The following is a 24,525-nucleotide window of genomic DNA, read 5'->3' as shown; positions in this document are numbered from 1 at the left end:
TATAGTATCTCTTGAAACTTTCAAATATGAAAATATATATATAAAATATAAGTCAAATCACTCTGTATCAAATCATATAATAATATACCATATTAAATGCAAAACATAATGATTCCAATAGACAACCTAACATAAATTTATTTTAAAGGAGTTGCATTTAATAATTCAGTTAAATTTGCTGATGCTTCATCCGCTGTAATTTGAACAGAAATATTTGTTTTTATAGATTGTTGTTCTGTTTCACTTTTATTACTAACATGACGACGACACATACGTTCCTGATGATAAGAATAACCCGTTCCAGCCGGAATCAATCTACCAACTATAACATTTTCTTTCAGACCACGCAACTCATCTCTCTTTCCAGCTACAGATGATTCTGTTAATACACGAGTTGTTTCCTGAAAAGACGCCGCAGAAATAAATGACTCAGTGGCTAATGATGCCTTAGTGATACCTAATAAATTACGTATAAAACTTACCTTGACTTTTCCTTCATTTTCTAGTTTTCTATTGGCAATTTTAATACGTGAATATTCTACCTGTTCACCTACTAAAAAATCAGAACTTCCTGATCGAATCACAGTAGCTTTTCGTAACATTTGACGTACAATAACTTCAATATGTTTATCATTAATTCTTACTCCCTGTAAACGATAAACATCTTGTACTTCATTTACAATATAACGAGTTACTGCATGTACTCCACGTAATCTTAAAATATCATGCGGAGATTCCGGGCCATCAGAAATAACATCTCCACGATCTACGTATTCACCTTCGAAAACATTAAGGTGACGCCATTTTGGAATCATTTCCTCATAAACATCACCACAATCGTCCATGGGAGATATCATTAAACGACGTTTACCTTTAGTTTCCTTTCCAAAAGAAACTATCCCACTAATTTCCGCTAAAATTGCTGATTCCTTTGGGCGACGTGCTTCAAAAAGATCAGCAACACGAGGTAAACCACCAGTAATATCTTTAGTACCACTACTTTCATGCGATAATCTCGCCAATACATCTCCAGAAATAATTCTGGATCCATCAACTAATTGAATAACACTTTTACCAGGTAAAAAATATTGGACAGGAACATCTGTCCCTGGAATAAAAATATCATAACCATTAACATCTACTATTTTTAATGTAGGTCTTAAATCTTTAGCTCCACTCACACGCTCAGAAGTATCTAATATCACAATAGAGGTTAATCCTGTGAGTTCATCCGTTTGTTTAAAAATACTCTGTCCATCTATCATGTCAATGAATCGAATAAATCCACTTACCTCCGCAATCACCGGCATAGTATGTGGATCCCAATAAGCTACTATTTCTCCGTGAGTTACTTCTTCACCATTTCTCTTAGTTATTATAGCTCCATAAGGTACTTTATAGCTCTCTTTAGTTCGAAAAAATTGGTCAACAATTTTTAACTCAGTATTACGAGATGTAACTACTAATTTTCCTTCTCCATTTATCACAGATTTTATATTTTTAAAATTAATAGTACCCTTATTTTTAACTTGAATACTTGATTCTAAAACAGAGCGAGAGGCTGCTCCACCAATATGAAAAGTACGCATAGTTAATTGAGTACCTGGCTCTCCAATAGATTGAGCGGCAATAACACCAACCGCTTCCCCTTTATTTACAAGTTGACCTCGAGCCAAATCTCTACCATAACATTTAGAACATACACCAAAATCAGTATCACAAGTTACAACAGATCGTACTTTGACAGTATCAACTGAATGTTCATCTAAAATATCACACCAGTATTCATCTAATAAAGTATTACGCGCAATTAATACTTTATTATTTTCATTAGACTCTAAGATATCTTCCGCCAAAACTCTACCTAATACACGTTCTCGCAATGGTTCTTTTACATCTCCGCCTTCAATAACAGGACTCATTACGATACCATAAAATGTATTACAATCATCTTGTGTAATTACTAAGTCTTGTGCTACATCTACTAAACGACGTGTTAAATAACCAGAATTAGCTGTTTTTAAAGCAGTATCAGCTAATCCTTTACGCGCTCCATGTGTAGAAATAAAATACTGTAATACATTTAGTCCTTCCCTAAAATTTGCAGTGATAGGTGTCTCAATAATTGATCCATCTGGTTTTGCCATTAAACCACGCATACCAGCAAGTTGTCGGATTTGTGCTGCCGATCCACGAGCCCCAGAATCTGCCATCATAAAAATATTATTGAATGACGCCTGAGTTTCTAATTGTCCATTTCTATTCATCACTGTTTCAGTGGCTAAATTATCCATCATTGCTTGAGCAACACGTTCGTTAGCCGCGGCCCAAATGTCAATAACCTTATTATAACGTTCTCCAGCTGTCACTAATCCGGTTTGGAATTGTTCCTGTATTTCAGCTACCTCAGATTCTGCTTCATCGATTATATCAGCTTTTTTTACAGGAATAATCATATCATCAATACCAACAGAAGCTCCAGAACGAGCAGCATACGCAAAACCAGTATACATAATTTGATCAGCTAAGATAACAGTAGCTTTTAATCCTAGCAAACGATAGCAACTATTCAACATTGTAGATATAGCTTTCTTCCCTAATACTTGGTTAACCAATATAAATGGCAACCCTTTAGGAACGATCATCCAAAATATAGCACGTCCTATTGTACTATTTACAAGATTCCTTTTTTCTAGGCACTCTCCATTTTTATCATATTCATATTCAGTAATACGTATTTTAATACGAGCATGTAACTCAGCCACACCTAAACGATACAGATATTCCGCTTCTTTTGGGCCAGTTAATATCATCCCCTCACCTTTAGAATTTGCACGTTCACGAGTCATATAATACAAACCTAATACCACATCTTGTGATGGTACAATAATAGGCTCTCCATTAGCAGGAGATAAAATATTATTGGTGGACATCATTAAAGCCCTAGCTTCTAATTGGGCCTCTAAAGTTAACGGTACATGCACTGCCATTTGATCTCCATCAAAATCAGCGTTATAAGCAGCGCAAACTAATGGATGCAATTGAATAGCTTTTCCTTCTACTAATACCGGTTCAAAAGCTTGAATTCCTAATCTATGTAATGTAGGAGCACGATTTAACATAACTGGATGCTCTCTAATTACATTATCCAGGATATCCCATACCACAGATTCTTCTCGATCTACCATTTTTTTAGCGGCTTTAATAGTACTAGCAAATCCTTGCAGCTCTAATTTTCCATAAATAAATGGTTTAAATAATTCTAACGCCATTTTTTTAGGTAATCCACATTGGTGCAATTTTAAATATGGCCCAACAGTAATCACTGAACGACCAGAATAATCAACACGTTTTCCTAAAAGATTCTGACGAAATCTACCTTGTTTACCTTTAATCATATCAGCTAAAGATTTCAAAGGACGTTTATTGGAACCAGTAATTGCACGACCTCTACGCCCATTATCTAATAAAGCATCTACCGCCTCTTGCAGCATTCTTTTTTCATTACGTACTATAATGTCTGGAGCAGATAAATCTAGTAACCGTTTTAATCTGTTATTTCTATTAATAACACGACGATACAAATCGTTTAAATCAGAAGTAGCAAAACGTCCTCCATCTAAAGGAACTAATGGTCTTAAATCTGGAGGTAACACTGGCAATACATTTAATATCATCCATTCAGGCTTATTTTCAGAATAAATAAATGATTCAATTAATTTTATACGTTTTGTTATTTTTTTACGTTTGGTCTCAGAATTACTGTCTTCTAATATTTCCCGTAAGAATTCGCATTCATTTTTTAAATTTATATTTTTTAATAAAATTTGAATAGCTTCAGCTCCCATTTTGGCTTCAAATTCATCTCCAAATTCCTCCAATGCATCTAAATACTCTTCTTCAGTTAATATCTGACGGCATTCAAGATTAGTCATGCCACTTTCAACGACCACATAAGATTCAAAATATAAAACACGTTCTATATCACGTAACGGCATATCCAATAATAAACCAATACGTGATGGTAAAGATTTCAGAAACCAAATATGAGCAGTAGGAGATGCCAATTCAATATGTCCCATACGTTCACGTCTTACTTTGCTTTGCGTTACTTCTACTCCACATTTCTCACAAACCACCCCACGATGTTTTAGACGCTTATATTTACCACACAAGCACTCATAATCTTTAATAGGCCCAAAAATGCGTGCGCAAAACAAACCATCTCGTTCAGGTTTAAAAGTACGATAATTAATAGTTTCTGGTTTTTTTACTTCACCAAAAGACCAAGATCTAATCATGTCTGGAGAAGCAAGTGCAATTTTAATAGCATTAAATTCTTCTATTTGCGTATGTTGTTGTATATTAAAAAATCTAAGTAAATCTTTCACAGAAGAGCCTTTATTAGAGTTATACCTGTTGCATACATAAATACTATATAATTAAATACAATATATTCATATATATATATCACTTAAAAATATTAATCTTCTAGTTCAATATTAATTGCCAAAGAACGAATTTCTTTTAATAATACATTAAAAGACTCAGGCATCCCAGGTTCCATTGTATGATTTCCATCAACAATATTTTTATACATTTTAGTACGTCCATTTACATCATCTGATTTTACAGTTAACATTTCTTGCAAAGTATATGATGCACCATACGCTTCTAACGCCCATACTTCCATTTCACCAAAACGTTGACCACCAAATTGAGCTTTTCCGCCTAACGGTTGTTGAGTCACTAAACTATAGGATCCAGTAGAACGTGCATGCATTTTATCATCTACTAGATGATTTAATTTCAACATATACATATAACCTACAGTAACTTGTCTTTCGAATACTTCTCCTGTACATCCATCAAATAATGTAATCTGACCAGAAGTAGGTAAACCAGATAATTGTAAAAGGTCTTTAATTTCCTTTTCTGTAGCACCATCGAATACTGGAGTAGCAATAGGCATGCCTTTTTTTAAATTATTAGCTAACTGTAGTATTTCTACGTCCGAAAATTTACTAAGATCAACACGTTGACGTGATCCTTCTCCTAAATTATATGCTTGTTGAATAAACTTTCTTAATTGATTTGCTTCTTTATGTTGTTGCAGCATGAAATTTATTTTATCTCCAATACCTTTTGCTGCCATACCAAGATGGGTTTCTAAAATTTGGCCAATATTCATTCGAGACGGTACTCCAAGAGGATTAAGCACTATATCTACCGGTACACCGTGTTGATCGTACGGCATATCTTCAATAGGATTAATCTTAGAAATTACTCCTTTATTTCCATGTCGACCTGCCATTTTGTCACCAGGTTGGATCTGGCGTTTTACAGCTAAATATACTTTAACTATTTTTAATATACCAGGAGCTAATTCATCTCCTTGAGTAATTTTACGATATTGAATTTCTGTTTTTTTTTCAAATATACGTTTTAAATCGAAGTACTGTTTAGTTAACTGAGATAATTGATGTTGTTTATCTGCATCTGATAATACCAGGTTAAACCAAGAGTTACGGGTAATTTCAAACAATTTCTTTTTTTCAAATCCACTAGCAATCAATATATCATAGACACGCTCAAATAAAGCTGATTCAAAAATTTGTAATTCTTCACTTAAATCTTTTTGAACTTGCTCTAATTTTAAAGATTCAATTATTAACGAACGTTTATCTTTGTTAATGCCATCTCTAGTAAATATTTGTACATCAATTACAGTTCCACATACTCCATTAGGAACACGCAAAGATGAATCTTTCACATCAGAGGCTTTTTCACCAAAAATAGCACGTAGTAATTTTTCTTCTGGTGTTAATTGAGTTTCTCCTTTGGGTGTAACTTTTCCAACAAGAATATCTCCTCCAATCACTTCTGCCCCAATATAAATAATTCCAGATTCATCTAATTTAGATAAAGCTGTTTCTCCTACATTTGGAATATCAGCTGTAATTTCTTCAGATCCCAATTTAGTATCACGAGAGACACAAGTTAATTCTTGAATATGTATACTTGTAAATATATCTTCTTGTACCACACGTTCTGATACTAACATCGAATCTTCAAAATTATATCCATTCCAAGGCATAAAGGCTATGCGCATATTTTGACCTAAAGCTAATTCTCCTAAATCAGTAGATGGACCATCTGCTATAACATCTCCATGTTCTACTAATTCCTCTAAAGACACACAAGGTCGTTGATTAATACAAGTATTTTGATTAGATCGAATATATTTTGTTAAACGATAAATATCAATACCTGACCCTTCAGTATGTATTTCAACTTGATTGACATGTATCACAATACGTGATGCATCTACATATTTCACGATACCACCACGTTTAGCTACTACAGTAACACCGGAATCTATAGCCACAGCACGTTCCATTCCAGTACCTACTAATGGTTTTTCACTACATAAGACAGGAACAGCTTGACGTTGCATGTTTGCGCCCATGAGAGCGCGATTAGCATCATCATGCTCAAGAAAAGGAATTAATGAAGCAGCAACGGAAACTATTTGTTGCGTAGAAACATCCATGTAGTCAACTTGATCTTTTTTAAAAAGACCAGATTCTCCTTTATTTCTACAAGTTACTAAATCATCAATAAATTCCCCTTTTGAATTCAAATTTGTATTTGCTTGGGCAATAACAAAATTACCCTCTTCAATTGCAGATAAATAATGAATGTCGTTACTAACAACACTATTTTGAACTTTACGATATGGAGTCTCTAAAAATCCATACTCATTAGCTCGAGCATATACAGATAATGAATTAATTAAACCTATATTTGGTCCTTCTGGCGTTTCTATTGGACAAACTCGACCATAATGTGTAGGATGGACATCACGTACTTCAAATCCTGCACGTTCTCTAGTTAAACCTCCTGGTCCTAAAGCAGATATACGACGTTTATGAGTAATTTCTGACAATGGATTATTTTGATCCATAAATTGAGATAATTGACTAGAAGTAAAAAATTCTCTTATTGCAGCTGAAATAGGTTTAGCATTAATTAAATCTTGAGGAGTCAGTATATCTAAATCACTTAAAGATAATCGTTCTTTTACCGCACGTTCTACCCTAACTAATCCAATTCTAAATTGATTTTCTGCCATTTCACCCACAGAACGAATACGTCGATTTCCCAAGTGATCAATATCATCTACTTCTCCTTTACCGTTTCTAATATCAATCAATTTTTTTATCACATCAACAATATCATCTTTTTTTAATACTCCGACACCTTCTATGTGTACTCGTTGTAATGAACTATTAAATTTCATTCTTCCTACAGCAGATAAATCGTAACGCTCTTCTAAGAAAAACAAATTTTCAAATAAATATTCAGCGGCTTCTTTAGTAGGAGGCTCCCCAGGGCGCATCACACGATAAATTTCTACCAATGCATCAAATCGATTAGTAGTTGTGTCAATACGCAAAGTTTCAGATATATAATTACCGTAATCTAAATCATTACTAAACAACGTTTCTATAAAATTATAGCCTGATTGAATTAAATTATGCAATATATCCTCAGATATTTCTGTATTAGCTGTAACAATAGGTATGTTTGTATTTTTATTAAAATAATCTTTTATAACAACCTTACCAATTATATAATCTTTGGGTACTTCAATCTTTGAAATATTATCTTTTTTTAATTGATTAATATGTTTGGCTGTAACACGACATCCCTTTTTTACATATATCACATCATTAACAACAATATCAAAAGATGTTGTTTCACCACGTAATCTTTCAGGCACCAAATGCATATATAATATATTATTCTGGATTTCGTATACTACTTTATTAAAAAACATATTTAAAATTTGATCAGTAGTATAATTTAAGGCGCGTAACATTACTGTTACTGGTAACTTTCTTCTCCTATCAATTCGAACAAATAGATTATCTTTTAAATCAAATTCAAAATCTAACCAAGATCCACGATATGGAATAATACGTGCATTGTACAATACTTTACCAGATGAATGTGTTTTACCTTTATCACTATCGAAAAATACACCAGGGCTCCTGTGTAACTGAGAAACAATCACTCGTTCAATACCATTAATCACAAAAGTACCATTATTCGTCATGAGTGGAATTTCACCCATGTATACTTCTTGTTCCTTAGTATTTTTAACTACACTGTCCAATCCATCCCGTTCATAAACAATTAAACATAAACGCACACGTAAAGGCGCAGAAAAAGTGGCACCACGTGTCTGACATTCTTTTACATCAAATGCAGGTTCTCCTAATTGATAGTTTATATATTGTAGTTCAGCATTGCCATTATAGCTTTTAATGGGAAAAATAGATCTAAAAGCTGCTTCTAATCCATATTGTCCTTCTGGATCTTTTTTGATAAATTTTTGAAAAGAATCTAGCTGAATAGCAAGAAGATACGGAATATCCAATACTTGAGGACGTTTTCCAAAATCTTTACGAATGCGTTTCTTTTCAGTACAAGAATATACCATACAGTTCCTCAATTAATTAATATGGACTATCATTTCCAAATAAATAAGTTGGCTACTGTTATACAGTAGCATAGTTGTATAGTTTACTATCTATTAACTTAAATTCAGATACATAAAGCGTTCACATACTTTTATTTTTAATATACTAAAATATTGCAATGCCATAATTCATTCACTGTGCACTAAACATCGCATTCTATACATAAAATGGTATGAAAACCCCATAATCAATAAACCAATAAACCAATAAACCAATAAGAAATTATATTATTAATTTATCTTCATTTAATTTCGACAGAGGCACCTACTGTTTCCAAAGTTTTTTTTAGAATTTCAGCGTCATCTTTACTTATTGATTCTTTTAAAATAACAGGAGCAGATTCCACTAATTCTTTTGCTTCTTTTAACCCTAAACCAGTAATACTGCGCACAGTTTTAATCACAGGAATTTTATTATTACCAATAGCAGTTAAAAAAACATTAAATTCGGTTTGCTCTTCTTTTATAATTGCCTCTGATGTATCAGGCTCAACAGTAGTAGATGAAATAGCGGGAACTCCAAATTTTTCTTCCATCATAGAAGTTAACCGTACTATTTCCATAACAGACATATTGGAAATAGCATCTAAAATTTGTTCTTTTGTAAGAGACATAAAAATCTCCAAAAATATAAAATATTAAAAAATATCACATAATCAAAGCACTATTTATTAAAAAACATCCATAATATTTTTAATAAATTATCATTTAATGTTTTTGATTAGAAAATATGTATAAAATTCGTATTAAATTTCCTATACTACTTATTTTCATAACCGTCATTAATCTAAAAATCGCTTCCTTACGATTAAGTAAATTAGATAAGAAATTTATTTTTGATGCGGGAATTAATCTATCTTCAAAAACTGCACCTTTTATTTTAAAACATTCATTACTTTTAGAAAAATTCACAAAAACACACGCAGAATCACGAGGTTGATGTACAGAAAATGCAATAATGTTTTGTCCTGTCAAAAACTTTTCTAAACACGCCAAAGGTGTATGTTCAATTACTCTCCGCATTAATGTATTTCTAACAACGTACACACACACACCAAGATCGCGTGCTGCCTTTCTTAATTTGGTGATATCATTAACAGCAACACCATCTAAAGATGCTACCACAGTAGATACAGCTTTTTGAGCTATTTCTCGCATTTTAAAGACAATTTTTTCTTTTTTTTGAAGGCTTAATGCCATTAATAACACCGATTTGTAATTTAAATTTATATATATGCAACACGACAACTATAACACGCCTAAAGCATACAATAATTGTATAAATATGTTTAATTTCAATTTTTCATATTATATTATAAAAGATACTTCTTTATTAATGTTTACTGCTATCTACTACTTAAACTACATAACAAACACATGATAATTAAACGCGTTAAATTCCAACTATATATATCTACTATATAAATCAACCCTATTGTTTTTACATAACAATGTGATTAAATTTTTTTTAAAATTTACCATAGATTATAGTATATTATTGTCATTAAAAATTACAAAATTTATATTAACATACCAAAAATAAAATAATAAACACCCCAGTTTAATCCATATTAAACTAATCACAAATTATATAAAGAACATGCCAATTAAATCAATTAAAATTAGTTGATTGTAACACATAAACTACTTTGATCAATAGTTATCGATCTACTCATAGTAGTAGAAATAGTTACTTTTTTGATATACGTTCCTTTATATAAAACTGGTTTAGCTTGTCTTAAAGATACTATTAAAGCTTCCAAATTTTCCTTGAGTTGTATAGTATCAAAATCAATTTTTCCAATAGTAGCATGAATAATACCATTTTTATCATTTTTATAACGTATTTTTCCTAATTTAAAATTTTTAACCGATTCTGCTATATCATGAGATATAGTACCCATTTTAATATTAGGCATTAAACCTTTCGGCCCCAAAATAGGACCTAATTTACTTACTACATGCATGACGTCAGGAGATGCAATAACCACATCTAAACGATATTTTTCCTTTTTTATTTGATCATATAAATCTTCTAAACCAACTAAATCAGCTCCCGCATTTTTAGCTAATACTATATTAGAACCTTGAGTAAAAACAGCAACGTAAATATCACGTCCAATACCATGTGGCAAAATCACGTTACTACGTACGTGTTGATCAGATTTACGCGCATCAATTCCTAAATTGATAGCTATATCAACACTTTCAACAAACTTAACTCTTTTCATTTTTTTTAACAATTCTAATCCATCCAACACATTGTATTGCACAGATATATCTGCATAATTTTTTATCATACGCATTCTTTTACTTAACTTCTTAATCATATCTCAATTAATCTTCCACTTCGAGGCCTATAGAACGAGCTGTACCTATAATAGAACGTGATACCGATTCTATATTAGCACCTGTCATATCAATAGCTTTAATTTTTGCGATCTCATAAATTTGATCACGCGATATTTTACCAATGTTTATTATATTTGGTTTTCCAGATCCAGATGAAATATTTGCAGCTTTCTTTAACAATATTGAAGCAGGAGGAGTTTTAGTAACAAAGGAAAAAGAACGATCATTATACACAGTAATAACAACTGGTATTGGCAGCCCTGTTTCAAGTGTCGCGGTATTAGTATTAAATGCTTTACAAAATTCCATGATATTCACACCTTGTTGACCTAAAGCAGGTCCAACAGGAGGGCTAGGATTAGCAGCTCCAGCAGAAATTTGCAGTTTAATACACGCTTTTACCTTTTTTGTCACCATATTCATTATCCTAACAAATAATAATCAATAACATTTCAGATTTTATTTTGATACTTTACATAATAATTACAACCACAAAAATAATTAACTTTTAATCGTATATGCTTAAATACATAAATACATAATTTTCTCAAAAAATATACAACTAAGATTTTTCAACTTGAGAAAAATCCAACTCTACAGGAGTAGCTCGACCAAAAATAGACACTGATACTTTTAACCGATTTTTTTCATAATCTACTTCTTCTACTACAGCATTAAAATCAGAAAAAGGCCCATCACTGACTCTAATAAGTTCACCAGGTTCAAACAATGTTTTAGGACGAGGTTTATCTCCTATTTGCTGTAATCTATAAACGATAGCATCAACTTCCTTGTCTCCGATAGGAGCAGGTTTATCACACGTTCCTCCAACAAATCCCATAACACGCGGAATACTTTTTACTAAATGCCAACTAGAATCATTCATTATCATTTGGACTAACACATAACCAGGAAAAAATTTACGTTCACTTTTTCTACGTTGACCAGCTCTCATTTCAACTACTTCTTCCGTTGGCACCATAATATCACCAAACATTGTGCCCATATTACGTAATTTAATATGTTCACGTAAAGAATGAGCCACACGATTCTCAAATCCAGAAAATGCCTGAATAACATACCAACGTTTCTTAACAGTATCAGCCATATTATAACCTTAACCCAAATGATACAACATGAACTAAAATAGTATCTAATCCCCATAATAACAATGACATAATTGTAGTGGCTCCTATCACAATTAGAGTAGTATTTAATCCATCCCTATAAGTAGGCCACACCACTTTTTTCAACTCAGTACGTGATTCATTTCCAAATATAACTATTATTTTTCCTATTTTAGTAATTAACACAATATACATAGCAACAGCAATAATAATAAAAACCACTATACTCCGAACTAAAACATTAACATCACGATATAAATAATTTCCAACAATAGAAATTACAAGTAATCCTATAATACTAATCCATTTAACTATCTCTAATATATATATATTTTTTTTATTTTCATTTTTTATTTGCATATAAACACACTAGTACATCTTTATAAATGTATTTTTTATATAATTATACTTATAAACATTTATACAATCAGGATATAATTTTGGACACAATGCCAGCCCCTATAGTGCGACCACCTTCTCTAATAGCAAAACGCAACCCATCATTCATAGCTATCGGAGCAATTAAGTTCACAACCATTCTAATATTATCGCCAGGCATTACCATCTCCACCCCTTCCGGTAATTCAATAGTACCAGTAACATCTGTAGTACGGAAATAAAATTGAGGGCGATAACCCTTAAAAAACGGTGTATGCCTTCCTCCTTCATCTTTATTTAAAATATACACTTCTGACTCAAAATGAGAATACGGTTTGATATATCCAGGTTTAGACAATACCTGGCCGCGTTCTACCTCATCTCGTTTAGTACCACGTAATAAAACACCAACATTTTCTCCAGCACGTCCTTCGTCCAATAATTTTCTAAACATTTCTACTCCAGTACATGTGGTTTTTATTGTATCTTTTATACCGACAATTTCTATTTCTTCTCCTATTTTGATAACACCACGTTCAATACGGCCTGTCACAACAGTACCACGCCCAGAAATGGAAAACACATCTTCAATAGGTAATAAAAACGGTTGATCCACTGCACGTTTAGGCTCTGGAATATAATTATCTAACACATCTGATAATTCTAAAATTTTATTAGACCATACTTCATCATTTTCCAATGCTTTTAAAGCAGATCCACGAATAATTGGTGTATTTTCTCCTGAAAAGTCATATTGAGATAATAATTCTCTCATTTCCATTTCAACCAATTCTAATAACTCTTCGTCATTCACCATATCACACTTATTCATAAACACAATGATATGGGGTACTCCTACTTGTCTAGCTAATAAAATATGCTCACGAGTTTGCGGCATAGGTCCATCAGTAGCAGCGACTACCAAAATTGCACCATCCATTTGCGCAGCTCCAGTTATCATGTTTTTTACATAATCAGCATGCCCAGGACAATCAACATGAGCATAATGTCGATGTAAAGTATCATATTCAACATGAGAAGTATTTATAGTAATTCCTCGTGCTTTTTCCTCTGGAGCATTATCAATTTGATCGAAAGCCCGAGCAGAACCACCATAATATTTAGATAAAACAGTAGTTATAGCAGCAGTTAAAGTAGTTTTCCCGTGATCTACATGACCAATGGTTCCTACATTAATATGTGGCTTGACACGTTTAAATTTTTCTTTGGACACCTCTAAACTCCTTAGGTCTTTTTACCATTTTTTAAAAATATTTTAACCTAAATATTATTTGTTATTACTTGATTTACGAGAATTTATAATAATTTGCGCTATATTGTTGGGTACTTCATTATATTTTAAAAATTCCATAGAATAAGAAGCACGTCCTTGAGTTTTTGAACGCAAGCCAGTAGCATAACCAAACATTTCAGATAAAGGAACCTGAGCAAAAACTATCTTTCCACCAATAGTAGAATCTTCTAAATCACTAATTGTCCCGCGGCGACGATTTAAATCTGCAATAACATCCCCCATATAATCCTCAGGTGTTTCAATTTCTACATTCATAATAGGTTCTAACAACACAGGATGAGCCTTCATGAACCCTTCTTTAAATGCTATGGATCCTGCTATTTTAAACGCTATTTCTGAAGAATCAACTTCGTGATAAGAACCATCAAAAATAGCCACACAAATATCTACAATCGGATACCCAGCGAGAATACCGTTACTTATTTGTTCCTGTATACCTTTATCCACAGCAGGTATATACTCCTTAGGTACAACTCCTCCTACAATTTCATTTAAAAATTTATAACCCTCTTCATGAGGATACATCGGTTCAATACGTAACCAAACATGCCCGAATTGTCCCCTACCTCCTGATTGACGAATATATTTACCCTCTTGCTTTACACTAGTACGGATAGTTTCACGATAAGCAACCTGAGGTTTTCCTACATTCGCTTCAACATTAAATTCCCTTCTCATACGTTCTACAAGAATTTCTAAATGTAATTCACCCATCCCGGCAATAATCGTTTGTCCGGAATCTTTATCAATCCATACACGAAATGATGGATCCTCTTGTGCTAAACGATTTAAAGCTACACCCATTTTCTCTTGATCTGATTTAGTTTTAGCTTCAACCATCACAGAAATAACTGGTTCTGGAAATTCCATACGTTCGAGAATAATCGGAGAGGATGGATCACATAAAGTATCTCCAGTATCAACATCTTTTAAACCGATAGCTGCAGCAATATCGCCTGCATAAACAGCTTTAATTTCTTCCCGTTTATTTGCATGCATTTGTACTATCCGACCAAATCGTTCACGTTTTTCTTTTACAGGATTCAAAACACTATCTCCAGAGTTTACAACACCTGAGTATACTCTAAAAAAAGTTAAATTTCCCACAAATGGATCAGCAGCTATTTTAAATGCTAAAGCTGAAAATGGTTCATTATCTTTAGCGTGACGTTTAACCTGAATAGATCCATCCTTTAATACACCCGTAATAGATGTTACATCACTTGGCGATGGTAAATACTCTACAACCGCATCCAACATCGCCTGCACCCCTTTGTTTTTAAAAGCGGATCCACACGTCACTAACACAATTTCATTACTTAATACTCTCTGACGCAACGCTTGTTTAATCTCTTGTTCTGTTAGTGCATTACTATTAGACAAATATTTATCCATTAACTCCTCAGACTCTTCAACAGCAGACTCTATTAAGTGTTTACGCCATATATTTGATAGTTCTATTAAATTATCAGGTATTTCACTGTAAGAAAAAGTAACACCTTGATCTGTTTCGTTCCAACGAATTTCTTTCATCTTAATCAAGTCGACAATTCCAGTAAATTTATCTTCTGAACCTACAGCTAATTGGATAGGAACAGGATTAGCAAATAACCTAGTTTTTAATTGTTTTACAACTCGTAGATAATCTGCACCTATTCGATCCATTTTATTTATAAATGCAATACGTGGTACCTTATATTTATTTGCTTGCCGCCATACTGTTTCAGATTGAGGTTGTACGCCTCCTACAGCACAATAAATCATTACTACACCGTCAAGAATACGCATAGACCGTTCTACTTCAATAGTAAAATCCACGTGTCCAGGAGTATCTATAATATTAATGCGATGTGGTTCAAATTGATTGGCCATGCCTGACCAAAAACAAGTAGTAGCTGCAGAAGTAATTGTTATTCCCCGTTCCTGCTCTTGTTCCATCCAATCCATAGTTGCAGAACCAGTATGTACTTCTCCAATTTTATGATTCACACCTGTATAAAATAAAATACGTTCGGTAGTAGTAGTTTTTCCAGCGTCAATATGCGCACTGATTCCAATGTTACGATACCGTACGATCGGTGTTACACGAGCCATTAATATCCTCAATAATATTATTATAATTTAAATAAAAGATATCTATTATGTTTCCATAATACTCTTTTAACAACATTCAAATATATTTAAATGCACAATTACTTAATAATTCAGCAATCATTAAAAATTTTAAAAAATTGAATACTATCCACCATCCCAAATAAAACCGTGTTACCAACGATAATGAGCAAAAGCTTTATTAGACTCTGCAATACGGTGTATTTCTTCACGTTTTTTAACAGCATATCCTTTACCTTCTATCGCATCTAAAAACTCATTGGCTAAACGTAATTCCATAGATTTATCATTTCTTTTCCGAGCAGCTTCAATTATCCACCGCATAGCGAGAGTATTTCTACGAGCAAGACGCACTTCTACTGGTACTTGATAAGTAGAACCACCAACACGTCTAGATTTTACTTCTACAACTGGACGTACATTATTTAAAGCTATCTCGAATGTTTCCAAACAATCTTTATTAGATTGTTTTAATAGCATATCCAAAGCAGAGTATACTATAGTTTCTGCTACAGATTTTTTTCCGTTTAACATCAAAATATTGATAAATTTCGCCAAAAGATTAGAGCCAAATTTTGGATCTGGAAAAACATTACGCTTCATAACTATGCGACGACGTGGCATGAATTATAACCCTCTTTTACCAATTAATTCTTTATTTAAAAATAAGCATTAAAATTACTATATCTAAAACTAGTAGTACCCCGCTTTATATTTAAAAATATAATTAAATCAAAAATAAAAACATCATACTTTTTATTTCTTAGCATATTATTATTTTAATTTTTTTGTTCCATATTTGGAACGACTTTGCTTGCGAGAATTAACTCCTGCACAATCAAGGGCTCCACGCACAACATGGTATCTAACACCTGGTAAGTCTTTAACACGACCCCCTCTGATTAAAATTGAAGCATGCTCCTGTAAGTTATGACCTTCCCCTCCGATATAAGAAGTAACTTCTAATCCATTAGTCAAACGAACACGACACACCTTTCTCAACGCAGAATTCGGTTTCTTTGGAGTAGTAGTATATACACGTACACACACTCCTCTTTTTTGTGGACAAGACTCCAACGCTGGCACATTACTTTTGACAATTTTTGTAAGACGTGCATTACGAACAAGTTGATTGATTGTTGTCATTGATACAATCTCCAATCTTTTTGTATGAAATAAACCATATCTAATATCACACTATTTAAATAGTACCTCTTAACTCAAATAAAGACCGCTATTATATTATTACTAATTATATGTTCGATAATAATTGCAGACACAGCACTATTATCTACTAAATTTGATATAAAATGTAGCATCTTCTAAATATAATACATAACCAAAACATATAATTTTTTTTTAAAATACATTCTAATAAATTAACATTAAACAATTTTCATTATTACATATAAAAAAGAGTAACATCAGTCACCGTATAATAAAATTATTTTATTACATAATATAACAGAATATAACATTCCTTTGTTATAATATTATATTGTATTGTTTAAGATAACTAAAATAGAAATAACATATTTTAAAAAATTATACTTCTCTATAAGAAGAGTGATATTTCAATCCTATAAATAGTTAAAATTTATAGTTAATATATGAAACACATACAGTTTTCTAATTGAAAAAAAAATCATATCTAAATTTTTCAATGGTTTTGACACCTTTTTAAATTAACAAATAATACCAGTAAGAGCAAGAGAAACAATAAAAATGAATAAAATAAATTTCACAAACAAAGATTTCATAATTTTTACCCTTCCATAACAACAGTTTCTATTTTACGTAATTATAGTATATTGTAAATTATTGCTGTTTAAGCATATATAATCTATATAATTTTTTATAATTAAACTAACTATTTAATATATTAGATCTATAAAAAGTTTTAAAGTTCACACAATAATAGACAAAACATCTAAGAACATTCACTATAATATTGATGATTTTGACACAATAGACAATATCTATATATTACATAAATCATTGCGATTGCAACAATCTAGAATTAAAAAATGAAATCTCATAAAATATATATTAAAAAATTATTCACTTCCATATTTCTATGTTAACTGAAAATTAAAAAATTTTTACTTTTAATTAATTATTTTATTGTAAAATATTATATAAATCATCATTAAACTTACATAATAATTTTTTTATAAAAGGACATAAATGAGATGTTATATATATGACTATACTATTAATGAAAAATCGACATAATTTATCAATATCCAATTCTTAAACTGTTTCAAAATTAAATTCTAACATGATCTCTATAACTAATTTAATTCATGTAAACTACATAATAAATTAAATTTTAATAAATAAATACATGTATAAGAATTAGTTTGAAAATATTCGAATATATTATATATATAATATATTAGTATTTATGTATAACATAAATAATTTAAAAATATTATATTTTTTGGTAAAAAATAATTATAAATAACACATACAACTGCTTAAAATATTGTGTATATGTTGTTTCACATATAACATATAGAGCATCATACGTTTTGAATTGAGTTATAATTACTATTATTTATCCTAAATAAAACATACTATTTAATATATCATGTATCTTCTCTTATAAAAAAACTAATATATAAATTTATGTGTAAATCATGTTATAAAAATACAATACATACATATAATTATCATACGAGATATAAACAATAAAAAATGCTATTATTTTTCATACATTTCATATTTACTATTACATAAACAAAAAAAACAAATAAAAATTTTAATATTATTTAATCAATGATTTTATTAGAAACACTAAAAAAATCAATTAAAAAATACATATATATAATTGCATTGAAAAATATTTTTTTATCATATATTTTTTAAAATAAATAATATTAAAAATTAAGATTTAGGTTACCATTGATCTTATTATGAAATCTCATCCAAGATAATATTTAAATATTAATACAACAACATATAACTATCAAAAATATGTCACAGTACTTACCAACAACCTTATTGTTATAGGAACTATAATTTTTATATATTAAAAATATATATATATATTAAACTTATATTACTATATCTACATAATATTTATATTTTACCCCAACAAATTTATTAAATTTTAAAAATTAATAATTCATGAAATTAGCTAACATTTGGTATCCTTGTTCGCTTAATATACTTTCTGGATGAAATTGCACGCCTTCTATAGCTAACTTACAATGACGAATCCCCATGATTTCACTATACTCATCACTGCATGCACTCCATGCAGTTATTTCTAAACATGCTGGAATAGTGCTTCCATCAATCACTAAAGAATGATATCTAACTACATTTAAAGGTTGTGTTAATTTATTAAATATTCCACTTGCATTATGGTGTATTAAAGAAGTTTTACCATGCATTATGTCTCTCGCACATTTTAATTTAGCTCCAAAAAATTGAGCTATAGCTTGATGCCCAAGACATACTCCAAGAATAGGTATCCTACTATGAAAATAACAAATTGCATCTAAAGAAATACCTGCATTATCTGGGGTCCCAGGTCCAGGAGAAATTACTAAACGCTCAGGAGACAATCGTTCAATATCTGTGATATTAACAGCATCGTGTCTTCTAACTTCCACCATACCACCCATTTCTCGAAAGTATTGATAAAGATTCCAAGTGAAAGAATCATAGTTATCGATAATAAGAATTTTGTTCATTATGATTGATGATCAAACGCAATTATTAACTGATTATGTAAGTACACTAAAAAATAGTTTTTTAAAATAATTTTTCATCAAGCGTTAGCAAAAAATTTAATACGATGATTATAAACATATTTATACATATATTTGTTAAGTAACAAGACCATGAAAACTTCAAATGCGTAACTCTTTTTATATAAGTACAATGTTATAATTAAATATAATTATAGTTATTTATAGTATGAGTTTTTATTATATTTAAATATCTAAATTACTATAAATGATCAATTTTCCTATACTCTACAATATATATAATGTATAGGCAATATACTATAATAGTATCTATAGTAGTATAACGTTCAATGATAGATTTAAAAAATATTTTATTTTTATTATTTATACATCTACATACATACGGTTATAATTAATATCATAATATTAAACTCAATTATTAATCACTAAGAAGTCCTATCGCTTGATGCACTTTTCTTAAAGTAATGCTAGCTTGTTTTTGTGCTTTTTTTGCCCCTATATGTAATATATAACGTAATCTATCTTCATTAGAGCGTTCAGCATAATAACGATCCTGCAGTTTTATCAAAACCGATGACATTGATTGCACAAGTTCATTTTTTAATTGAGAATATGTTTTTTCTTTAAAAATTTCCTCTAAATATGAAATAGGTTGTTCATTTATTCCAGAAAAAATATCTAATAAATTAGAAATACCAGGTTTATTAATAGGATCATACTTAATTATTGGAGGTTGATCAGTATCAGTAATAGCATGTTTAATCTTTTTTGATACTACTTTAATATCATCTAAAAGAGCAATAAAATTGTCAGAATTATAATCTGATTTAGACATTTTTTTATTTGGCTCTAGCAAGGACATGATACGAGAACCACATACAGGTATCGATACTTCTGGCACAACAAAAATTGTACCATATGTATAATTAAAGCGTTTGGCAATATTACGTGTTAATTCCAAATGTTGCTTTTGATCAGAACCTACTGGAACTAAATTCGTTTGATATAACAAAATATCTGATGCCATCAATACTGGATAATTAAATAATCCAATGTTAACATTCTCCTTGTGTTGTACTAGTTTTTCTTTAAATTGGGTCATGCGATTCAACTCTCCAAAATACGTGTAACAATTTAATAACCATTGTAATTGACTGTGTTCTGGGACATGGGACTGAATAAATATAGTAGTATTATTTGGGTCAATACCACATGCCAAATATAATGCTACTGTATCTAACGATGTTTTATGTAATTGATGTAAATTGCTACGATTTGTAACTGAATGCAAATCCACTATGCAATACATACATTGATAATCATATTGCATTTTTACCCAATGACGTATCGCTCCAATGTAATTACCAATAGTAAGTGCACCTGACGGTTGAACTCCACTAAATACAATTGGTTTATTCATATAAATATATTCCATAATTTTTAAGATAAAACAAATAAACCATTATTATGCTACATGTAATGTAATGACAATTACATATCAATGTAAATATGACAATGTCAAGTGACATGACTTACAACAAAAAATATTTTATAGAATATAAAATATATCACTTCACATGTATATATGAAGCAATTTTTTATTACATTAAATAATATCTGAATCAAACAAAATAACTATGTAACAATAAATAAAACATTTCTTTTAATTTTTTATTTAAAAAATATCAAATATCTTTGTATTATCAATCTGACAAAATAGAACGAAAAACATGCATAACTTCGCAATAATTTGAAGACTCAAAGATGGCTGATCCTACAATAAATATATTTGCACCAGCTTTCAGAATTGACCGTATGTTGTTCACATTAATTCCTCCATCTACCGCTAAATCAATATTACGATTCGTATCATCTATTAATTTACGTGCTTGACGTATCTTATTTAAAATTACAGGAATAAATAACTGTCCACTAAATCCAGGATTCACCGACATCAATACAATCACATCAATATTATGTATCACATATTCCAGATAATTAAGAGTAGTACTAGGGTTGAAAACTAATCCTGCTTTACACCCGTGTTCTTTAATCAATTGCAATGATCTATCAATATGTTCTGTTGCTTCCGGATGAAAACTAATATAAGTTGCCCCAACAGCAGCAAAATCTGATATTAATTGATCTATCGGCTTAGCCATCAAATGAACGTCAATAGGAATACTAATACCATAACTACGTAACGACTGTAATACCATGGATCCCATGCTTAAATTAGGAACATAATGATTATCCATAACATCAAAATGCAATAAATCTGCCCCAGCAGATATAATATTAGTAACATCTTCTCCTAATTTAGCAAAATTAGCTGACAAAATAGATGGAGCTATTAATAAACGCTTCATATCATTTCCATATAAAAACTGTTAATACTATTAAAATATCAATTAATTCAAAAAATTTGTATTCATCAATTTTAATTGCACTAAAATCAAATAATAATATAATTCAAGAGACAATCATATTACTATTTTTACCCAAAAAGATTTATTATATGAATATATAAAGATAGATATTTTTCAACAGAAATTTATATTTTTATATAATTTGTAACCTTAGATTAATTAATATATGATTTTCAGATTTATTTAGTATCCACTAAATATCGTATGTTATGCTATATAAAATTCAAAATAGTAATAATAAAAATATAATAAATATCACTCTGTATTTAGTAATACTAAAAATAGTAGTTCCCTGTAACAACAATATTCTTCATACATTTTTATTCGCACAAACATCACATCACATTAAAAATTTAATAATTTGTTAATTATCAAATATATAATATTTAATTATTAGTATCTTCAATAGAAGAAAATATTAATTCATGATTTACATTAAAAAAAGTTTTTACGTGTCCTATAGCAACGGGTAAAACTAAATTAATTTGCCCTAATATTGTCTTTTTATCACGGATCATATAGTCTAAATAACTTCCTGGTGTCATTTCTTTTGGACCTCGAATCGGTAAATTAGCACGCATTAATAATAACTTTATACGTTTAACATCATTATGACTAAATTGATTCAAACGCAACGCAGTGGTTGCCGCCAGCATAATACCCGCAGCTACAGCTTCACCATGAGACCATCGTGTATAACCTAAATATGATTCAATAGCATGACCATAAGTATGTCCAAGATTCAACGAACTTCTAATGCCTTTTTGATCATACTCATCAATTGAAACTACAGATGCTTTTAATTCACAACAACGACGAATACAATATGTTAAAGATGACGAGTTTAAATTCAATAAGTCATCCAAATGAAATTCTAACCAACTAAAAAAATCGGAATCAAGAGAAACAGCATACTTAATTATTTCAGCTAATCCAGAAGAAAATTCTTTCATAGTTAACGTATGCAAAACATCTAAATTTATCATCACCGCAATAGGTTGATGAAAAGCTCCAATCATATTTTTACCAAGTATATGGTTGATACCAGTTTTTCCACCAATAGACGCATCTACTTGTGCAAGCAAAGTCGTTGGAATTTGAATAAAGCGTATCCCTCGTTTATATATAGCAGCTGCAAATCCAGTTATATCTCCAATGACCCCCCCACCAAGAGCAATAAGTACAGTACTGCGATCATAATTTTGCTGCAACAATTTATTAAATATTGTGTTTAATGTAATTAAAGATTTATTTTTTTCCCCATCTGGTAAAATTAATTGATCAGTAATCATACCTAAATTATCTAGTATGTTAGATAATATATTTAAATAAATCGGTGCTACTCGATCGTTGGTGATAAAGACTACTTTATCACCAACGCTTAAAGGCCAAAAATATGAATCATCATCAAACAATTTTTCTGAAATAATGACTGGATAGCTTCTTTGCTGTAATTTTACAATAATTTTTTCCATAATAAAATTGTGAAAACTTTAAAGTTGTGAACGGGTAATTTACAATAATGAGCCACATGAAGTACTCTGGTTACGAAGAATTATAATTTTATTCACAACGATCCTAATATTTTTTTCATCAGTGGAAATTCTTATATCTGAAATTTCTTCATACAACGGATTGCGTTCTTTAGCTAAGACTTCTAATAATTCCCGAATATTTCCTGAGGTCGATGATGACCTTAATAATGGACGTCTTTTGTCATGTTGCGTTCGCATTAATTGTTTGTCAACAGTTGTTTCTAAATACACTACTAATCCACGATCAGAAAGATTATTTCGTGTTATGCGAGATTTAACAGAACCTCCTCCAGTCGCTAATACAATATCCTTTTTTTTTGTTAACTCATCAATAACTTTTTCTTCACGATCACGGAATCTAACTTCCCCTTCCACATCAAAGACCCAACTAATGTTTGCTCCGGTACGATTCTCAATTTCTTGATCAGAATCAAAAAATTCCATATTTAATTGATTTGCTAATTGACGCCCGATGGTACTTTTCCCAGCGCCCATAGGACCAATTAAAAAAATATTATGCTTTTTTAACATATTTTTATATGAAAACGATTTCTCCATCTTACACACTTCGTCACTTTACGTGAAGATCTCATTGATCTATTAATGCATAATACAAAAATATGAAGTATTATATCATTGTATTTTTATAAATATAAATGCTTATGTAGAATAATACAATCAATACAATAATGCTACTAATTGTTAATATATAACGATATGCGTTTATTGTAATATAAATTCCGAATACAATTCAGAACATAATGCTTATTATAGCGCAAAATATCGATAATAGCTAAATGAACACGAAAAATAACCAGTACAAGTACAGATTAAAATTTAGTGCACATTAAATCAACAATTATATTAGCGTTATAGAGTATGTCTATTACACAAGATTTGCAAAGATGCTTATCTTATTATTGTAATTATTATTATTATTAAAAATAATTTTTTATTTGAATTAATAACCAGAATATTTATTAAATATATGATATAATTATATCATG

The 24,525-nt window shown here is 30.5% G+C and carries 17 protein-coding genes; all 17 read right to left on the bottom strand.

Going from position 1 to position 24,525, the window contains the following annotated elements; all coding sequences use genetic code 11:
• Nucleotides 1–137 precede the first annotated feature (137 nt).
• Nucleotides 138–4,391: a DNA-directed RNA polymerase subunit beta' gene (gene rpoC, locus GN161_RS02140; RefSeq protein ID WP_159715112.1), complete on the bottom strand. Its 4,254-nt coding sequence runs from the start codon at nt 4,389–4,391 to the stop codon at nt 138–140.
• A 92-nt stretch (nt 4,392–4,483) separates the two neighbouring features.
• Nucleotides 4,484–8,509 carry a DNA-directed RNA polymerase subunit beta gene (gene rpoB / locus GN161_RS02135; RefSeq protein ID WP_159715110.1) on the bottom strand — a complete coding sequence of 1,342 codons (4,026 nt, stop codon included), beginning with the start codon at nt 8,507–8,509 and terminating at the stop codon, nt 4,484–4,486.
• A 281-nt stretch (nt 8,510–8,790) separates the two neighbouring features.
• Nucleotides 8,791–9,162: a 50S ribosomal protein L7/L12 gene (rplL, locus tag GN161_RS02130; protein ID WP_159715108.1), complete on the bottom strand. Its 372-nt coding sequence runs from the start codon at nt 9,160–9,162 to the stop codon at nt 8,791–8,793.
• A 94-nt stretch (nt 9,163–9,256) separates the two neighbouring features.
• Nucleotides 9,257–9,748 carry a 50S ribosomal protein L10 gene (gene rplJ / locus GN161_RS02125; RefSeq protein ID WP_159715106.1) on the bottom strand — a complete coding sequence of 164 codons (492 nt, stop codon included), beginning with the start codon at nt 9,746–9,748 and terminating at the stop codon, nt 9,257–9,259.
• Nucleotides 9,749–10,170: 422 nt separating this feature from the next.
• Nucleotides 10,171–10,875, bottom strand: a complete 705-nt coding sequence (gene rplA / locus GN161_RS02120; RefSeq protein ID WP_236840129.1) for a 50S ribosomal protein L1 — start codon at nt 10,873–10,875, stop codon at nt 10,171–10,173.
• Nucleotides 10,876–10,885: 10 nt separating this feature from the next.
• Complete coding sequence (rplK, locus tag GN161_RS02115) at nt 10,886–11,314, bottom strand: 50S ribosomal protein L11 (RefSeq protein ID WP_181950846.1); 429 nt, start codon at nt 11,312–11,314, stop codon at nt 10,886–10,888.
• A 148-nt stretch (nt 11,315–11,462) separates the two neighbouring features.
• Nucleotides 11,463–12,008, bottom strand: coding sequence for a transcription termination/antitermination protein NusG (gene nusG, locus GN161_RS02110; RefSeq protein WP_159715100.1), 546 nt, complete (start codon nt 12,006–12,008; stop codon nt 11,463–11,465).
• A 1-nt stretch (nt 12,009) separates the two neighbouring features.
• Nucleotides 12,010–12,387, bottom strand: coding sequence for a preprotein translocase subunit SecE (gene secE / locus GN161_RS02105; protein ID WP_159715098.1), 378 nt, complete (start codon nt 12,385–12,387; stop codon nt 12,010–12,012).
• Between the two features lie 67 nt (nt 12,388–12,454).
• Nucleotides 12,455–13,639: an elongation factor Tu gene (gene tuf / locus GN161_RS02100; protein ID WP_159715096.1), complete on the bottom strand. Its 1,185-nt coding sequence runs from the start codon at nt 13,637–13,639 to the stop codon at nt 12,455–12,457.
• Between the two features lie 54 nt (nt 13,640–13,693).
• A complete protein-coding gene (gene fusA / locus GN161_RS02095) occupies nt 13,694–15,814 on the bottom strand; it encodes an elongation factor G (RefSeq protein WP_159715094.1) in 2,121 nt (706 codons plus the stop codon).
• A gap of 171 nt (nt 15,815–15,985) precedes the next feature.
• The gene (gene rpsG, locus GN161_RS02090) at nt 15,986–16,456 is read right to left on the bottom strand and encodes a 30S ribosomal protein S7 (protein WP_159715092.1); all 471 of its coding nucleotides are present in this window, start codon (nt 16,454–16,456) and stop codon (nt 15,986–15,988) included.
• A 150-nt stretch (nt 16,457–16,606) separates the two neighbouring features.
• Entirely contained in the window at nt 16,607–16,978 is a 372-nt protein-coding gene (gene rpsL / locus GN161_RS02085) for a 30S ribosomal protein S12 (RefSeq protein WP_159715090.1), read from the bottom strand.
• 1,976 nt (nt 16,979–18,954) lie between these two features.
• Nucleotides 18,955–19,536, bottom strand: a complete 582-nt coding sequence (locus GN161_RS02080; protein ID WP_159715088.1) for an anthranilate synthase component II — start codon at nt 19,534–19,536, stop codon at nt 18,955–18,957.
• 436 nt (nt 19,537–19,972) lie between these two features.
• The gene (gene trpS / locus GN161_RS02075) at nt 19,973–20,974 is read right to left on the bottom strand and encodes a tryptophan--tRNA ligase (protein ID WP_159715086.1); all 1,002 of its coding nucleotides are present in this window, start codon (nt 20,972–20,974) and stop codon (nt 19,973–19,975) included.
• A 283-nt stretch (nt 20,975–21,257) separates the two neighbouring features.
• The gene (gene rpe, locus GN161_RS02070; protein ID WP_159715084.1) at nt 21,258–21,923 is read right to left on the bottom strand and encodes a ribulose-phosphate 3-epimerase; all 666 of its coding nucleotides are present in this window, start codon (nt 21,921–21,923) and stop codon (nt 21,258–21,260) included.
• Nucleotides 21,924–22,369: 446 nt separating this feature from the next.
• Entirely contained in the window at nt 22,370–23,458 is a 1,089-nt protein-coding gene (gene aroB, locus GN161_RS02065) for a 3-dehydroquinate synthase (protein WP_159715082.1), read from the bottom strand.
• A 39-nt stretch (nt 23,459–23,497) separates the two neighbouring features.
• A complete protein-coding gene (gene aroK, locus GN161_RS02060; protein ID WP_159715550.1) occupies nt 23,498–24,049 on the bottom strand; it encodes a shikimate kinase AroK in 552 nt (183 codons plus the stop codon).
• Nucleotides 24,050–24,525: the final 476 nt, after the last annotated feature.

The organism is Blochmannia endosymbiont of Camponotus nipponensis, assembly GCF_009827135.1.
Lineage (GTDB): Bacteria > Pseudomonadota > Gammaproteobacteria > Enterobacterales > Enterobacteriaceae > Blochmanniella.
The sequence above is the reverse complement of the archived record's forward strand: the minus strand, read 5'-3'. Positions and strand labels throughout refer to the sequence as shown.

Coding starts and splice junctions, on each gene's coding strand:
- rpoB (WP_159715110.1), bottom strand. CDS start 8,509: ATGGTATATTCTTGTACTGAAAAGAAACGCATTCGTAAAGATTTTGGA.
- rplL (WP_159715108.1), bottom strand. CDS start 9,162: ATGTCTCTTACAAAAGAACAAATTTTAGATGCTATTTCCAATATGTCT.
- rplJ (WP_159715106.1), bottom strand. CDS start 9,748: ATGGCATTAAGCCTTCAAAAAAAAGAAAAAATTGTCTTTAAAATGCGA.
- nusG (WP_159715100.1), bottom strand. CDS start 12,008: ATGGCTGATACTGTTAAGAAACGTTGGTATGTTATTCAGGCATTTTCT.
- secE (WP_159715098.1), bottom strand. CDS start 12,387: ATGCAAATAAAAAATGAAAATAAAAAAAATATATATATATTAGAGATA.
- fusA (WP_159715094.1), bottom strand. CDS start 15,814: ATGGCTCGTGTAACACCGATCGTACGGTATCGTAACATTGGAATCAGT.
- rpsG (WP_159715092.1), bottom strand. CDS start 16,456: ATGCCACGTCGTCGCATAGTTATGAAGCGTAATGTTTTTCCAGATCCA.
- rpsL (WP_159715090.1), bottom strand. CDS start 16,978: ATGACAACAATCAATCAACTTGTTCGTAATGCACGTCTTACAAAAATT.
- GN161_RS02080 (WP_159715088.1), bottom strand. CDS start 19,536: ATGAACAAAATTCTTATTATCGATAACTATGATTCTTTCACTTGGAAT.
- trpS (WP_159715086.1), bottom strand. CDS start 20,974: ATGAATAAACCAATTGTATTTAGTGGAGTTCAACCGTCAGGTGCACTT.
- rpe (WP_159715084.1), bottom strand. CDS start 21,923: ATGAAGCGTTTATTAATAGCTCCATCTATTTTGTCAGCTAATTTTGCT.
- aroB (WP_159715082.1), bottom strand. CDS start 23,458: ATGGAAAAAATTATTGTAAAATTACAGCAAAGAAGCTATCCAGTCATT.
- aroK (WP_159715550.1), bottom strand. CDS start 24,049: ATGTTAAAAAAGCATAATATTTTTTTAATTGGTCCTATGGGCGCTGGG.